Genomic DNA, 13,693 nt, shown 5'->3' on the forward strand with positions numbered 1-13,693 from the left:
TTCCTTTTACTCATCCTGCATTCCCTTTAAAAAAGAATAAGTAGATTGGAAAATTATTATCAAATGAAAATACGAGGAAAGGTTACTTATAAAGCATTCCATTACATGAAATGATATCCAAAAAGTTTATCTTCCAATTGAGATTTTATGCTATACTGAAGAAGTCTAAAAAATTTTTGAAAGTTTTGATAAGTAATTGACATCCGGCTGAACAAGCAGTACATTTTATTTATATATAATTAAACCTATTATTTTAGTAGGTTTAATTTTGCGAATATATAAGTTTAGAATTGAAGGGAGAAATAAACTATGTCAAACGAAAGAAAACTTCAGCCCGAAACGCTAGCTGTGCATGCAGGACAGGTGCCTGATCCGACGACTTTGTCGAGAGCTGTTCCGATCTACCAAACGACTTCGTATGTATTTGAAGACAGTCAGCATGGGGCAGATTTATTCAGTTTAAAGAAAGAAGGAAATATTTACACAAGGATCATGAATCCAACGACTGATGTATTTGAAAAGCGTGTAGCTGCGCTTGAAGGCGGAATTGGGGCGCTGGCGCTTTCATCTGGACAAGCTGCTGTTTTTTATTCGATTTTGAATATTGCTGGAAGCGGCGATGAAATTGTTTCTTCATTTAGCTTATATGGCGGAACCTATAATTTGTTCACACATACTTTGCCGAAGTTTGGCATCACGGTAAAATTTGCCGATACGACGGATCCGCAAAATCTTGAAGCAGCGATTACTGAAAAAACAAAAGCAATATTTGCCGAGACGATCGGAAACCCAAGAGGGGATGTGCTTGATATTGAAGCGGTGGCAGCAATCGCTCATAAACATTCAATTCCGCTTATCGTTGACAATACAATTCCAAGCCCTTACTTGCTCCGTCCGATTGAATTCGGCGCAGATATAGTTGTTCATTCGGCTACGAAATTTATTGGAGGACACGGAAATTCAATCGGAGGCGTCATTGTCGACAGCGGCAAGTTTGATTGGAAAGGAAGCGGCAAATTCCCTGAGTTCACCGAGCCGGACCCAAGCTATCATGGTCTCATTTATGCTGATGACATTGGTGAAGCTGCTTATATTACGAAAGCGCGCATTCAGCTGTTGAGAGACCTTGGAGCTTCACTTTCTCCATTCAATTCATTTTTATTCTTGCAAGGGCTTGAAACGCTTCATTTGCGAATGCAGCGCCATAGTGAAAATGCGCTTGCAGTTGCGAATTATTTACTTGAGCATGAAGCGGTCGAATCTGTCAGCTATCCAGGCTTGAAAAATCACCCTTCATTCGAACTTGCACAAAAATATTTGCCGAAAGGTCAGGGAGCCATTTTGACATTCGAAATTAAAGGCGGCGTTGATGCAGGAAGAAAACTGATCGATTCGGTTCAATTATTTTCAAACCTTGCCAACATCGGCGATTCGAAATCGTTGATTATTCATCCTGCCAGCACGACTCATCAGCAATTAACGAGCGAAGAGCAGCTGGCAACAGGTGTTACACCTGGTCTTGTCCGGTTATCAGTCGGTACGGAATCGGTTGATGACATTATTTACGATCTGGAACAAGCGATTCGAGCAAGCCAAGCTTAAGATCGTATCGCCAGTTAAAAATTTTGCAGGGATTGCGGCATAAGCCCACTTCACACTGAAAAGCAGCAGGCAACCTTCAGCTGCTTTCATATCGAAAGAAGTAGAGGAAAACGACTGTTTTTCTCTACTTTTATTTTATGGACTTATGGACATACTCTGCATATTACCGTTTCCCGAAACCAGCGCTCATAGCAGTATGAAGCTAGAAAGAAAACTGCCGCGGTTTAGCTGTCGTCAAAACCCCTCGCTGTAAAATTCTCTCGTTTCATTTATAGGTAAAAATGAATAAATGTTACATATGTTGATTATAGGGGGCTGTCCAGAAAGTCAAAATCCATTGAAAACGAAACATCATAAAATCAACATTTCTAAAACATTAAAGGGACGTCTATAAGCCGGAAAATCGACTTATTAGACAGCCCCTTTTTTATTTTAATTTCCAGAAAATAAATAACATTTTAATTTTTTCATTGACAGAACCTGTTGTTTTTATTAATATTTTGTTAAATAAACGATAGTAAAAAAAACGTAATATAACAGAGAGGTGACACCGGTGTCCGACAAATATGTGGTGCATTGTTCCTTTTGCGATTCTACAAATGTTAAGAAAATAGCTGTTTTCGGCACTGCTCAGCTCGTTTCTCAATATTACTGCAACCAATGTAAAAGCGTTTTTGAATTTATAAGATGGCAAAATGATTTGAACAAAGGGGTGTAGTCTGTTTGACGATCCAAACGGTTGGAGTTGTAGGAAGCGGAACGATGGGCTCTGGCATTGCCCAAACGTGTGTGCAGCATGGATTTCGTGTATTGCTTTATGATTTAAATGATGCGATCGTTCAGAAAGCATTTACTCAAATTAAAAAACGCCTTAACAGATTAGTAGAAAAGGGAAAAATGGAGGAACAAACGTTTCAAGATTCAATATCACGAATTGAGACTTGCACCGATTTATCACTGATGAAAGCGTGTGATCTTGTGATTGAAGCAGTTCCGGAAAAAATCAATATTAAAAAAGACATTTTCCAAGCGCTGGATGAACATTGTCCAGAACAAACCATTTTAACCACCAACACATCATCGTTTTCTGTCACTGAAATTGCAAGCGTTACCAAAACAGGGGAAAGAGTGGCAGGTCTTCATTTTTTTAATCCGGTTCCGCTAATGCCTTTAGTAGAAGTCGTAAGAGGGGTGAAAACATCTGAGGACACGTTGAAAAAGCTTGCACAATTTGTCTCTTCTCTTCATAAAGATCCGGTTGTTTGCGAAGACACACCGGGATTTATTGTAAACAGAATTGCCCGTCCTTTTTACAATGAAGCATTGAAAATTGCAGGTGAACGTTTGGCGAAGCCCGAACAGATTGACAGGATCATGAAAAAGGCTGGACGTTTTAAAATGGGTCCTTTTGAACTGCAAGATTTAATTGGTATTGATGTGAATTTTTCCACAACGGAAACCGTCTACAATAGTTTTTTCGGAGAGGAAAGATTTCGTCCGCATTATTTGCAGCAGCGCATGGTTCAGTCAGGTAAGCTTGGCAGAAAGGCCGGTGAAGGATATTATCGCTATGAAAACTAAATCATTCACTGTAAAAGTAGCTGGAGAAGGCTCTTTAGCCGATTCGATCATAGCGCAATTGCGCGAAACAGGCCATCAGCTCGAAGATCAATCGGCTGTTCATTCAAATTTTGATATTGTGATCGAAACGACAAATCTCGACATCGACCAAAAGAAAAAACTGTTGGTCGAAATCGAAAAAACATTGCCAAAGGAAACGGTCATTTTGTCTACATGTCTTGGTGTAACAGCAACAGAAACCGCTTCTTGGCTCCAACATCCTGAACGATTAGTCGGATTTGCCGCATTTTTCCCTTGGGAAGATTGTGAACTTGTCGAACTTGCACCGGCTTTGCAAACCGAAAAAGAAAATGTTGAGAAAGCTAAGCAGTTTTTTGAAGAAGTTGGAAAAGAGGTCGAAGTAGTGGAAGACGGCGTAGGATTAGTATTTCCTAGAATTTTATCATTAATTATTAATGAAGCTGCTTTTGCTTTAACAGAAGGTGTTGCAAGTGCAGAGGACATAGACAAAGCAATGATGAAAGGAACGAATTACCCGATGGGCCCCCTTCGCTGGGCGGATCATATCGGTATTGATGATGTTTATGCTGTTTTAGCCGGACTGTTTAAAGAAACAGGGGAGGACCGCTACCGGCCTGCTCCATTTATCAAAAAGATGGTGTATGCCAAATGGTTCGGAAAGAAAACGGGAAGAGGCTTTTATCAATATGATTAAAAATTCCGGTTGATGATGGTAACTTCGGGAAAAGTTCAAAATGAATCAAAATGCCTGAAAAAACGGTCAAAATGGGGGTAAGAAAATGAAAGAAGCTGTGATTGTTGATGCTGTCCGAACCCCGATCGGCAGGTTCAACGGGGCATTAAGAGAGGTCCGCCCGGACGATTTGGCAGCTCACGTCGTAAGAGAGCTGCTCAAGCGAAATCCGATTGATCCTTCCGATGTGGAGGATGTAATTTTTGGCTGCGCTAATCAAGCCGGAGAAGATAATCGCAATGTGGCAAGAATGGCCGTGCTTCTTGCGGGTTTGCCTGAAACGGTTCCAGGCGTGACCGTCAACCGTTTATGCGGATCGGGTCTGGAAGCAATTAATCAAGCAGCGCTGGCGATTCAAGGCGGATTGGGAGACGTCTATATTGCAGGCGGAACCGAAAGCATGACAAGAGCTCCATATGTCATGATGAAGCCGCAGCTTTCTGGAATGAGGGACACGCCAACATTTTATGATACAACTCTCGGCTGGCGGCTTGTCAATGATAAATTAGCGGAAATGTATCCGCCGATCAGTCTTGGCGAGACGGCTGAAAATGTAGCTGCGCGCTATCAAATTTCGAGGCAGGAGCAAGATGAATTTGCGTTGGAAAGCCATAAAAAAGCCGGAAAAGCGATACAAGAAGGGCGTTTTCAAGATGAAATTGTTCCGGTGACAATAACAGGGAAAAAAGGGGAAGAAACGATAGTAGATGCAGATGAGCATCCGAGGCCTGATACGACTTTGGAAAAGCTGAATAAATTAAAGCCTGCTTTTGTTCAAGACGGAACAGTGACCGCTGGAAATTCCTCTGGAATCAATGACGGCGCTTCCGCACTTTTAATCATGGAGAGATCGATAGCAGAAAGACTTGGCTTTAAGCCGCTGGCACGGATTGTCGGCTCCGCTGTCGCTGGGGTGAATCCATCTTATATGGGGATTGGCCCGATTCCAGCAACGAAAAAAGTGCTGCAAAGAACTGGTTTATCTATCAGCCAACTGGATTTAATCGAGATTAATGAAGCATTCGCATCCCAATCCATTGCCTGCATTAAGGAGCTGGGATTTGATATGGAAAAGGTGAATGTCAACGGTGGAGCAATTGCTTTAGGTCATCCTCTCGGCTGCAGCGGGGCGAGAATTGTTACCACTCTCGTTCATGAAATGAAAAGAAGAGACGTTAGATATGGACTCGCGACGATGTGCATAGGCGTCGGGCAAGGAATCGCCACGATTGTCGAAAAAATATAGAAAGGAATGAAAAATATGAAAAAACACTATCAGCTTTTTATTAATGGACAATATGTAGACAGCTCAAACGGAGAAGTATTCGAAACGCATAATCCTGCAACCGGCGAAGTCATAGCAACGGTAGCCAAAGCAACAAAGAAGGATGTTGACAAAGCGGTGGAGGCAGCCCGTGCTGCATTTGAGTCGGGCAAATGGCCGAGAATGACGGCAGCGAAAAGAGCTCGCCTGTTAAACCGTATAGCGGAAATGATGAGAGAGCGATTTGAAGAATTGGTTCGCGTTGAAGTATTAAACAGCGGAAAGACCGTTGCTGCTGCCAAGGGTCAAATTATGCAGGCGATTGAAGATTTTGAATTTTATGCCGCTGCATGCTTAACTCTCCAAGGTGATGTCAATCAAGTTCCAAACGGCTTTTTTAACTATACTCTTAAAGAGCCAGTCGGGGTATGCGGTCAAATTATTCCTTGGAATTATCCGCTCATGATGGCCGCTTGGAAAGTGGCGCCTGCATTGGCTGCCGGCTGCACTGTTGTCTTGAAGCCTGCTAGCTACACTCCAATTACAGCCTATATGCTTGCGGAAATATGCCATGAAGCAGGTGTTCCGGCAGGAGTCCTGAACGTTATTACAGGCAGCGGGTCTGAAATCGGACCATATATGACGGAGCATCCTGGAATCGACAAAGTTGCGTTTACAGGCGAAACGGAAACCGGAAAGGACATTATGAAGCGCGCTTCTGAAACGTTAAAACGGGTAACTTTGGAATTAGGAGGAAAATCGCCGAACATCGTCTTTGACGATTGTGATCTGGAAGGAGCCGTAAACGGTTCGCTTTATGGAATTTTTTACAACACAGGACAATCTTGTGAAGCAAGATCCCGCTTGTTTGTTCATGAAAACATTTATGATGAATTTATGGAAAAATTTCTCGAAAAAGCTTCCCGTATACGAGTAGGAAATCCGTTTGATGAAGGCGTGCATATGGGGGCCGTCATTTCCAAAAGTCATCAGCAAACAATTGATCATTACGTGAAATTAGCGGTGGAAGAGGGCGGAAAAATTTTATACGGCGGCAAAATACCGGAAGGCGGAGAGTATGAAAAAGGGTATTGGTATTTGCCGACGGTTATCGGGGATGTCACAAATGATATGAGAGTTGCACAAGAGGAAATTTTTGGGCCTGTCGTAGTTGTTATGAAATTCAGCGACGAGCAAGATGTGATCCGACAAGCAAATGATTCCATTTTTGGATTAGGTTCGGCTATATGGACGAACGATCATGGAAAGGCACACCGTGTTGCGGCACAAATAAAGACAGGAATTGTTATGGTGAATTCGCCAATTTCTGCATTTCCTGGAACACCTTTTGGAGGCTATAAGCAATCGGGATTTGGCCGGGAGCTGGCATTGGAAACATTGAATTTGTACACGGAAACGAAAAGCGTCGTTTCTTATATCGGCAGCAAACCATTAAATCTCTTTGGACTCTAATTATATGTATAAAAAAAGATCGTTTAAAAAAATATAATTTCTATTGAATTATTAGAATATTTAGTATATTATGTTTATGAAACGATAAAATATTAAACGTATAAATAAAGGAGGAATTGCAATGTCAGATACAGTAGCAATAGAAAAGAAAAATTTAACGGTGGTCAAAAACAGCGGAGTGGCGGAAATCCATCTTCACATCAATAAAACGAATGCCTATGGGCTGGAGTTTTACCAAGAATTCAACGCAGCGATCGATGAGCTTCGCTTCGATCCAAACATAAAAGTGGTCGTGCTGATGAGTGATGTGCCGAAATTTTTCTCGGCAGGAGCGGATATCAATTTCTTAAAAGCAGCGGATCCGCGCTATAAAACACAGTTTTGCCTGTTCTGTAATGAAACGCTGGATAAAATCGCCCGTTCGCCGCAAGTATATATCGCCTGTTTGGAAGGGCATACAGTCGGCGGAGGATTGGAAATGGCGCTAGGCTGCGATCTGCGTTTTATGGGAGATGAAGCAGGAAAAATCGGCTTGCCGGAAGTATCGCTTGGGGTGCTGGCTGGAACGGGAGGAACGCAGCGGCTCGCGCGGTTGATCGGGTATTCGAGAGCGCTGGATATGAACATAACTGGGGAAACACTGACACCGCAGGAAGCGCTGGACATTGGTCTCGTCAACAAAGTGTTCCCGCAGGCGGAAACGAGAGAGCGGACGCTCGAGTATGCGAGAAAGATAGCTGAAAGCGCAAGCTATGCGGTTTCCAACATCAAGCTGTCGATCATGAACGGAAAGGAAATGCCATTGAACGTAGCCATCCGCTACGAAGGAGAGCTGCAAAACTTGTTGTTCCGCTCAGAGGATGCAAAAGAAGGATTAAGTGCATTTTTAGAAAAGAGAAAACCAAATTGGAAAGGGATATAAAAAAGAAGGACGAAGCATATCGGCCATAAACGGCCGGTATTTTTTCATCCAGAAAATAATGCGGAAATTTAAAGACAAGTCATATGCCTTCCTCAAGGAGGAGGCAGTTTTTTTTCTGATCGGCAGAGTCGATTTAAACAGCTTCAGACTTATAAAAAAATAGATTAAAAGGCTCCCTATCTTGAAGAAAAAACTTGTAAAAATGGAATTCCATCCAGCATAATAAAAATAAAAGCAAAATTCAGGAAAAAGACGGGTGTAAGAAAATGAAGCCAAGATCATTAATGTTTACACTATTCGGTGAGTACATTCAGCATTACAGCACAGAAGTTTGGATTGGCAGCTTAATTCAAATGATGTCCCATTTCGGCATTTCTGAATCTTCGATACGGGGAGCCACGTTAAGAATGGTTCAGCAAGGCTTTTTTAAAGTTCGCAAAATTGGCAATAAAAGCTATTATTCTCTTACAAATAAAGGGAAGAGAACGATGATGGACGGGTTTGCCCGCGTTTATTCAATGAGAAATTACAAATGGGATGGGAATTGGAGAATTTTGACCTATTCGGTCCCGGAAGAAAAAAGGGAGCTTCGCAATCAAATTCGAAAAGAGCTGAGCCTCATGGGATTCGGCTTGATTTCGCACGGTACGTGGGCAAGTCCAAACCCTATTGAAGATCGGGTGATGGAGTTTATAAAAGATTACCATCTCGAGCCGTATGTGATTTTATTTACTTCCAGTTCAGTAGTATCCCATGATAATCATGAGTTGATTCATAGAGGATGGAATTTTGACGAAATTGCCAAAGAGTATGAATCATTCATTGATCAATATCGGCAAAAGTATGATGATTTTAAGGAACGCATTTGGAATAATGAATTATCAGATCAAGAATGTTTTATTGAGAGAACGAAGCTTGTTCATGAATATCGCAGCTTTTTCTTTATCGACCCGGGGTTTCCGAACGACCTGCTGCCTGCTGACTGGAGCGGCTTAAAAGCTAGAGAGCTATTTTTCAATGTACATCAGCTTTTGTCTGTACCTGCTATTCGATATTTTGAAACTTTATTTGAAAAAGCTCCCGATTGTGAATTGGAAGCGAATCGGGACAGAGCGATCAACCCTTTTATGGACATTGTTTAAAATAAAAGCAAGTAGGTGCATAATGGTGGTCAATATTGAACAAATCGGGAAAAATATATATCGCATTCCGGTTCCAATCCCTTTTCCGATGAAATACATCTATTGTTATATGGTGCGCGATGCAGACGGATGGAGCCTTGTTGATGCAGGATTTCATAATACCGAAGCGATTGAAGCTTGGAAGCAAGTATTGAAACAAATGAATGTTCGTTATGAACAGATTCATTCGATTTATTTCACTCATTTTCATCCTGATCACTTCGGGTTGGCAGGGTGGATGCAGGAAAGAACAGGGGCAAAAGCTTATATAAGCAAAGAAGATTTTGCCATGGCGCAGCGTGTTTGGGGAAAAAACAGCAGCCAGGCGGAGCAAATTGGTGAAATGTGCAGAAAAAACGGTACACCGGAAGATCTTGCGGATGAAATTGAAGAAAGTATGAGAAGTTTGGCAAAGCATGTAACGTTTCCGGAATTGACGATTCTAGAGGATGACGAGGTCATTCTAGGCGAAAGAAAATGGGAAGTTATACCGACACCTGGTCACAGTGATGGACACATTTGCTTTTATCAAAGAGAAGAAAGACTGCTGCTTGCAGCCGATCATATTTTGGATAAAATTACTCCGAACATTAGCATATGGCCCGGTTCAAGCAAAAATCCGCTTGGAAACTACATATCTTCGCTTGAAAAAATACAGCAATTGAAGGTAGACCTGGCGCTTCCTGCCCATGGGGCATTGATCGAACGAGTTGACGACAGAATATCAGAAATCATCCAGCATCATCAAAAGCGCTTGGATCAAATATTTCGACTTGCGAAGGATGGCCGTACCGCCTATGACATTGCCCAAGATTTATTCCAGCACAAAAGCTTGAATTCGCATCAATGGCGGTTTGCGATCGCAGAAACTTTGTCGCACTTGGAGTATTTAGTTTTCACAGGGCAAATTAAAAAAGAGAATCGTAACGATATTGCCTTTTATAAACAAAATAAATAATGGATAAGTGCATAGCAAAAAGCTATGCGCTTTTTTTTGCGGTCGTAAAAACGACAAGAACGAAAGAAAGGAGAAAAACCTTTTATTTTTTAAATTAACAAAAAAATTTGATTTTTCTATTTTTTCTTGACAAAAGAGGCGTTTGTAAAATAATATTATGTTAAACAGACGAAATAAATAAAAACGTAATATAAAAGAGGTGAAAAAATGGATCAGGCAGCCCTTTTAAAAGAAAAAATTCAAAACGGTTTTATTGTTGAAGGCGTCGGTGACATGAATGAGGAATATTTAAAGGCATTAAAACAGACGTTGATTATTGTCGGAGATACAGAATTGTTAAGTGTGCCGCCGCTCCTTACTGTTTATGATCAAGCGCCCACTTTAAATAACAAAATTACAGCACTCGCCATTATGCAGGATGAAATCGGTCATGCACATATTGCTTTCAGGCTACTGAAAGATTTGGGCGAAGATACAGACGAATTATTGTACAATCGAGCCCCAAATAAATGGAAAAACCCTTATGCCTTTGACTTTGAACTGTCAAATTGGATTGAGCTTGGAGTGTTTAATGCGTTCTTTGACCGCGCCGGCTACACACTGCTTGGGGATGCGTTTGAGCATACATCTTACGGGCCATGGAAACGCGCATTAGTGAAAGTTGATAAAGAAGAATTGTTCCATCTTAGAAATGGTGAAATCATTATGAGAACAGCCATGAATGATCCGAAATTGCAAGAGGAAGTTCAAAAAGCGGTTGATTGGATGTTTTTAATGGCGCTTGAATTTTTTGGTGTAGAAGACCGTTTAAAATCCAGATCCGCACAGCTTGAATACCGCTTAAAAGGAAGAACAAACGATGAGCTCCGTCAAAAATGGCTGTCGACAGCAGTTCCATTCTGTGAATCAATTGGAGTAAAAGTTCCAGCTCATTATGATGAAGAACAAGGAAAATATGTGCTCGATGTCCCATTCCCTTGTAAATTTGATCCAGTCAATAAAAAATGGCTGTTCGACCAGCCGGACACATGGGAAAACGTCATTAAACGATTTAAACAAAGAGGGCCGCAAAATGAAAGGTTTGTAGGAAGAATTCAAAAAGGGGCAAAAGAATTAGAACAGCTGAGAAAAGAGGTGGTATGATGCAAAAACAAGCTGTGGATACGAAAAAATATTGGGAGGCGCTGAAAGAGGTGATGGATCCTGAATTCCCAATAAGCGTTGTCGATATGGGGCTCATTTACGACATTCAAATGAATGACGGGGAAGTGCATGTGACGATGACATACACAGCCGTTTCCTGCGCCTGCATGGAATGGATTGAAAGCGATATAAAAAATCGGCTTCTTGCAGAAGAAGAAGTAAAGGAAGTACACATAAATGTCGTATGGGATCCTCCATGGACGGTCGACCGTCTTAGCCCAGAGGGAAGGGAAAAATTAAAGTATTGGGGTGTAAGTGCAAAATGATCGCAGAAAAAATAACCTATGATATTTTTGCCCGCATTAATCGGGGAGACAACTTAATGCATATAGGCACGGTAGAAGCAGAAAACAGCGAGCTGGCAAAAGTGTATGCAACGTTTACGTACGACGAAGAGGATTGGACCGAAATGGTTGTCGTGGAACGAAACAAGCTGAATTGGGTGAAAAAACCTGATTGGCTATTTTCAGAGAAAGGAGCTGAAGCATTGTGAGCGTAATGGAACAAGGAACGCATTCTTTGATTGAATTGCTGGAGACAATAGCGGATAACAAATATGTGCTTGGCGACCGTTTAGTGGAAGTTGGTGTAAGCGGTCCGAATTTGGAAGCGACCTTGTCTGCTATAGCTATGGCTCAAGGAGAACTGGGGCATGCAAGACTTTTGTACAATTGGTGTTTTGATTTAAAAGGGGTAAAAGGCAAGAAGCCTGACATTCAAGCACAAACAGGAAAAGCTTTTCAAACAGCTGTAAACGTTCAAAACTGGATTTCTCTCATTGCTTCGCTATATGCAATCAATGCCGCAATCGATATCGTCTTTCAAACGGTGTTAAAAACAAGTCATTCCAAGGTTGCTTCACGGATTCAAAAGCTTGTCCGCGAACAACACGATCATATCATCTATGCAGAAAATTGGGCAAAACAACTTCTTCTTGATCAAGGAGCTGTCCCCTACAGATTTCAAGAAGCATTAAGGGAGGCGGCAGAGGAAGCAAAGGCTTGGCTTGCAAAAGTTGAAAAAAGTGAAGAATTGAAAAAGGAAGGTTATTTCCCGGAAACTCCTTCGTTCACGGAAAAATTTGAAAAACGGCTGCAGCAATTAAATGCGGAACAGCTTGTTCAAGCAAAGTGAGTGATGCTCATGTCAGAATCAGGCGTTCTTTTAGAAATTCAAAACAAAGTGGCTATCATTCAATTAAATAACGCAAAACGTGCCAACGCATTAAGCAAATTTTTAGTAAAAGATCTTTCTTATGCGATAAACACGATAAAAGATCATTCGAATGTAAGCGCAGTTATTTTTACGGGAGGTGAAAGCAAAGCGTTTTGTGCAGGGGCGGATTTAAAAGAAAGGCAGTCCATGAGCGAACGAGAAGTGGAAGAATATGTCGCATTGCTCAGGAAAACATTTACAAATATCTCATCTTTGCCAATGCCGACGATTGCGGCTGTAAAAGGATTGGCTCTTGGAGGGGGATGTGAACTTGCTCTTGCCTGTGACATTCGTGTCATGGAAAAAGGGGCGCTCATCGGGTTGACGGAAGTTTCTTGGGGAATAATCCCGGGAGCCGGCGGCACTCAACGGCTGGCGCAATTAGTAGGAATCGGCAGGGCCAAGCAGCTTATTTTTACAGCTGAAAAAATAAATGGCGAAAAAGCTTATGAAATAGGACTTGTCGAGTATATTTGTGAAGCTGGCGAGGCTGAATTGAAAGCGCTTAACATAGCGGAAAAAATCTCGGAAAATTCAATTCATTCTGTCCGTTTAGCGAAGCAGGCTGTCGACAGTTTTGCTCGAGAACTAATGGAAAAGGGTCTGATAGCGGAATGGGATTGTTATCAAAAAACGATTTATCATCCGGATCGTTTAGAAGGATTGGCGGCTTTTCAAGAAAAACGCAAACCTGATTTTTCAAATAATAAATGAACAATGGAAGGAGAATAATGATGACAGTTGAAACAACTGCTAACAAAAATTTAACGGTGGTCAAAAACAGCGGAGTGGCGGAAATCCATCTTCACATCAATAAAACGAATGCCTATGGGCTGGAGTTTTACCAAGAATTCAACGCAGCGATCGATGAGCTTCGCTTCGATCCAAACATAAAAGTGGTCGTGCTGATGAGCGATGTGCCGAAATTTTTCTCGGCAGGAGCGGATATCAACTTCTTAAAAGCAGCGGATCCGCGCTATAAAACACAGTTTTGCCTGTTCTGTAATGAAACGCTGGATAAAATCGCCCGTTCGCCGCAAGTATATATCGCCTGTTTGGAAGGGCATACAGTCGGCGGAGGATTGGAAATGGCGCTAGGCTGCGATCTGCGATTCATGGGAGATGAAGCAGGAAAAATCGGCTTGCCGGAAGTATCGCTTGGGGTGCTGGCTGGAACGGGAGGAACGCAGCGGCTCGCGCGGTTGATCGGGTATTCGAGAGCGCTGGATATGAACATAACTGGGGAAACGCTGGCACCGCAGGAAGCGCTGGACATTGGTCTCGTCAACAAAGTGTTCCCGCAGGCGGAAACGAGAGAGCGGACGCTCGAGTATGCGAGAAAGATAGCTGAAAGCGCAAGCTATGCGGTTTCAAACATCAAGCTGTCGATCATGAACGGAAAGGAAATGCCATTGAACGTGGCCATCCGCTACGAAGGAGAGCTGCAAAACTTGTTGTTCCGCTCAGAGGATGCAAAAGAAGGATTAAGCGCATTTTTAGAAAAGAGAAAACCAAATTGGAAAGGGATATAAACGTTAGC

Annotated in this window: 14 protein-coding genes; all 14 read left to right on the top strand. The window is 42.0% G+C overall.

Annotated elements, in window-relative coordinates; all coding sequences use genetic code 11:
- Positions 1 to 309 precede the first annotated feature (309 nt).
- The 14 genes from NSQ41_RS06425 (at position 310) to NSQ41_RS06490 (ending at position 13,685) form a co-directional block, all read left to right on the top strand.
- Complete coding sequence (locus tag NSQ41_RS06425; RefSeq protein ID WP_327873741.1) at positions 310 to 1,602, top strand: homocysteine synthase; 1,293 nt, start codon at positions 310 to 312, stop codon at positions 1,600 to 1,602.
- Between the two features lie 723 nt (positions 1,603 to 2,325).
- Positions 2,326 to 3,183: a 3-hydroxyacyl-CoA dehydrogenase NAD-binding domain-containing protein gene (locus tag NSQ41_RS06430; RefSeq protein ID WP_130156789.1), complete on the top strand. Its 858-nt coding sequence runs from the start codon at positions 2,326 to 2,328 to the stop codon at positions 3,181 to 3,183.
- The gene (locus tag NSQ41_RS06435) at positions 3,173 to 3,898 is read left to right on the top strand and encodes a 3-hydroxyacyl-CoA dehydrogenase family protein (protein WP_066251107.1); all 726 of its coding nucleotides are present in this window, start codon (positions 3,173 to 3,175) and stop codon (positions 3,896 to 3,898) included. The genes NSQ41_RS06430 and NSQ41_RS06435 overlap by 11 nt, the downstream gene beginning before the upstream one ends.
- Positions 3,899 to 3,983: 85 nt before the next feature.
- Positions 3,984 to 5,183, top strand: a complete 1,200-nt coding sequence (locus NSQ41_RS06440; RefSeq protein ID WP_063389429.1) for a thiolase family protein — start codon at positions 3,984 to 3,986, stop codon at positions 5,181 to 5,183.
- A 6-nt stretch (positions 5,184 to 5,189) separates the two neighbouring features.
- Entirely contained in the window at positions 5,190 to 6,674 is a 1,485-nt protein-coding gene (locus NSQ41_RS06445) for an aldehyde dehydrogenase family protein (RefSeq protein WP_339199467.1), read from the top strand.
- Between the two features lie 121 nt (positions 6,675 to 6,795).
- Complete coding sequence (locus NSQ41_RS06450; RefSeq protein WP_339199470.1) at positions 6,796 to 7,596, top strand: enoyl-CoA hydratase/isomerase family protein; 801 nt, start codon at positions 6,796 to 6,798, stop codon at positions 7,594 to 7,596.
- A gap of 266 nt (positions 7,597 to 7,862) precedes the next feature.
- Entirely contained in the window at positions 7,863 to 8,738 is an 876-nt protein-coding gene (locus NSQ41_RS06455; RefSeq protein WP_066251023.1) for a PaaX family transcriptional regulator C-terminal domain-containing protein, read from the top strand.
- 22 nt (positions 8,739 to 8,760) lie between these two features.
- Complete coding sequence (locus NSQ41_RS06460; protein WP_311067109.1) at positions 8,761 to 9,735, top strand: MBL fold metallo-hydrolase; 975 nt, start codon at positions 8,761 to 8,763, stop codon at positions 9,733 to 9,735.
- Positions 9,736 to 9,942: 207 nt separating this feature from the next.
- Positions 9,943 to 10,878, top strand: coding sequence for a Phenylacetic acid catabolic protein (locus NSQ41_RS06465; protein WP_066251026.1), 936 nt, complete (start codon positions 9,943 to 9,945; stop codon positions 10,876 to 10,878).
- Positions 10,878 to 11,204, top strand: coding sequence for a metal-sulfur cluster assembly factor (locus NSQ41_RS06470; RefSeq protein ID WP_066251029.1), 327 nt, complete (start codon positions 10,878 to 10,880; stop codon positions 11,202 to 11,204). The genes NSQ41_RS06465 and NSQ41_RS06470 overlap by 1 nt, the downstream gene beginning before the upstream one ends.
- A complete protein-coding gene (locus tag NSQ41_RS06475) occupies positions 11,201 to 11,431 on the top strand; it encodes a hypothetical protein (RefSeq protein WP_063388948.1) in 231 nt (76 codons plus the stop codon). Before NSQ41_RS06470 ends, NSQ41_RS06475 begins: the two co-directional genes overlap by 4 nt.
- 5 nt (positions 11,432 to 11,436) lie before the next feature.
- Entirely contained in the window at positions 11,437 to 12,072 is a 636-nt protein-coding gene (locus NSQ41_RS06480) for a Phenylacetic acid catabolic protein (protein ID WP_066251115.1), read from the top strand.
- Between the two features lie 9 nt (positions 12,073 to 12,081).
- A complete protein-coding gene (locus tag NSQ41_RS06485) occupies positions 12,082 to 12,867 on the top strand; it encodes an enoyl-CoA hydratase-related protein (RefSeq protein WP_066251031.1) in 786 nt (261 codons plus the stop codon).
- A 17-nt stretch (positions 12,868 to 12,884) separates the two neighbouring features.
- Entirely contained in the window at positions 12,885 to 13,685 is an 801-nt protein-coding gene (locus NSQ41_RS06490) for an enoyl-CoA hydratase/isomerase family protein (protein WP_339199473.1), read from the top strand.
- The last annotated feature ends 8 nt before the right edge of the window (positions 13,686 to 13,693 follow it).

The organism is Aeribacillus sp. FSL K6-8210 (assembly GCF_037963925.1).
Taxonomy (GTDB): Bacteria; Bacillota; Bacilli; order Bacillales; family Aeribacillaceae; genus Aeribacillus; species Aeribacillus composti.

What these genes read in the sequence shown, in the direction of transcription:
- NSQ41_RS06425 (WP_327873741.1), top strand. Translation starts at nt 310, where the DNA reads ATGTCAAACGAAAGAAAACTTCAGCCCGAAACGCTAGCTGTGCATGCA.
- NSQ41_RS06435 (WP_066251107.1), top strand. Translation starts at nt 3,173, where the DNA reads ATGAAAACTAAATCATTCACTGTAAAAGTAGCTGGAGAAGGCTCTTTA.
- NSQ41_RS06440 (WP_063389429.1), top strand. Translation starts at nt 3,984, where the DNA reads ATGAAAGAAGCTGTGATTGTTGATGCTGTCCGAACCCCGATCGGCAGG.
- NSQ41_RS06445 (WP_339199467.1), top strand. Translation starts at nt 5,190, where the DNA reads ATGAAAAATATGAAAAAACACTATCAGCTTTTTATTAATGGACAATAT.
- NSQ41_RS06450 (WP_339199470.1), top strand. Translation starts at nt 6,796, where the DNA reads ATGTCAGATACAGTAGCAATAGAAAAGAAAAATTTAACGGTGGTCAAA.
- NSQ41_RS06455 (WP_066251023.1), top strand. Translation starts at nt 7,863, where the DNA reads ATGAAGCCAAGATCATTAATGTTTACACTATTCGGTGAGTACATTCAG.
- NSQ41_RS06460 (WP_311067109.1), top strand. Translation starts at nt 8,761, where the DNA reads ATGGTGGTCAATATTGAACAAATCGGGAAAAATATATATCGCATTCCG.
- NSQ41_RS06465 (WP_066251026.1), top strand. Translation starts at nt 9,943, where the DNA reads ATGGATCAGGCAGCCCTTTTAAAAGAAAAAATTCAAAACGGTTTTATT.
- NSQ41_RS06470 (WP_066251029.1), top strand. Translation starts at nt 10,878, where the DNA reads ATGCAAAAACAAGCTGTGGATACGAAAAAATATTGGGAGGCGCTGAAA.
- NSQ41_RS06475 (WP_063388948.1), top strand. Translation starts at nt 11,201, where the DNA reads ATGATCGCAGAAAAAATAACCTATGATATTTTTGCCCGCATTAATCGG.
- NSQ41_RS06480 (WP_066251115.1), top strand. Translation starts at nt 11,437, where the DNA reads ATGGAACAAGGAACGCATTCTTTGATTGAATTGCTGGAGACAATAGCG.
- NSQ41_RS06485 (WP_066251031.1), top strand. Translation starts at nt 12,082, where the DNA reads ATGTCAGAATCAGGCGTTCTTTTAGAAATTCAAAACAAAGTGGCTATC.
- NSQ41_RS06490 (WP_339199473.1), top strand. Translation starts at nt 12,885, where the DNA reads ATGATGACAGTTGAAACAACTGCTAACAAAAATTTAACGGTGGTCAAA.